Origin of the sequence: Haloferula chungangensis (assembly GCF_042664875.1) — a bacterium.
GTDB classification, from domain to species: domain Bacteria; phylum Verrucomicrobiota; class Verrucomicrobiia; order Verrucomicrobiales; family Akkermansiaceae; genus Haloferula; species Haloferula chungangensis.
The window spans coordinates 1-1,234 of sequence record NZ_JBHTBS010000054.1 but is presented as its reverse complement, the minus strand read 5'-3'; the positions used below and the strand labels follow the sequence as shown (position 1 = coordinate 1,234).

Below are 1,234 nucleotides of genomic sequence, written 5' to 3'. Positions count from 1 at the left end.
GTCGCTGTCAACATCCCGGACTCCGTGGATGAGGCGATCCGCGACCTCTGCCGTGCCCGCACCGATGCCGTCGACGACCTGCGCCGCGCCAAGTCCCGCCTGCTCGCCTTGCTGCGCCGTCTCGGATACCGCTACGACGGCAAGACCCATTGGACCCAAAAGCATCGCAACTACCTGCGGGGCCTCAAGCTTCCCGACGCCGCCCACAACCATGTGCTCGAAGACAACATTGCCGCCATCGATTTCCATGAGGAACGCATCGCGCGACTTGAGGAGGGAATGCTCCAGCTCCTCGAGAGCTGGCAGCGCCGGCCGTTGGTGGAAGCCCTGATGGCCTTCAAAGGCTTCCAGATCGTGGCCGCCATGATCACGGTTTCCGAGATCGGCACCTTCAGCCGCTTCGAGCATCCCAAGAAGCTCATGGCCTACCTCGGGCTGGTCCCCAGCGAGAATTCCAGCGGCACCAGCCGGAGGCAGGGCGGCATCAGCAAATGCGGAAACCCGCACGCCCGCTGGTTGCTCGTCGAACAGGCGACCCACTACCGCGTGCCGCCCAATGTCAGCCCGCAGCTCTCCCAGCGCCAAGGCGGTGCCCCGCGCTGGGTTAGAGAACTCTCCTGGAAAACCCAGACAAGACTGAGCCACCGCTTCGCACAGTTGAAGAAGCGCAAGCTCCATCACAACAAGATCAAGGTCACCATCGCCCGCGAACTGGCAGCCTTTGTCTGGGAACTCGGAACCCGATTCGAAGCCAAACAAAGCGCCAACTGAAAACCCCACTCCCATCTCCCTTTTTCAAAACCCCCTGCGTTCCTTGGGGGGGCTTTTGAAAAATGAAGATTTCCGTTCATTTCAAGGACAGACCAAGCACCTAGCCAAACCGACATACCCGACCGACTGCGTTGTGGTCCGGGATGAGAAGCGCCAGCCGGCTCGAAGTCTTCGATCGACGTTCTGGGTTACCCCGGCCCTGCCGGGTCAAGCACCCGCTACGAGACTGAACGAGGGAGCCACAAACGTGAATAAAGAATCTGTTGGATAGGCCTCGCCTCGGCGGGGTAGCCCACGAATAGCAGCATACTAAGCCGTAGGCGAACTGCTGATCACACTGGATCAAACCGCCATTTCTCATCCCGGTCTCCAGCGCAACGGAAAGGCGCGGAAGAACTCATCCATTACGATGAAAATAGTAGAACTTTTGCCGTTGACAACCAGGCAGCCATAGCAACGTCGA

General features: G+C 59.6%; 1 protein-coding gene. It reads left to right on the top strand.

From position 1 onward, the window contains the following. The coding region (locus ACFQY0_RS21140; RefSeq protein WP_379717032.1) for an IS110 family RNA-guided transposase at window positions 1-771 on the top strand (771 nt) is incomplete at its 5' end. Window positions 772-1,234: the final 463 nt, after the last annotated feature.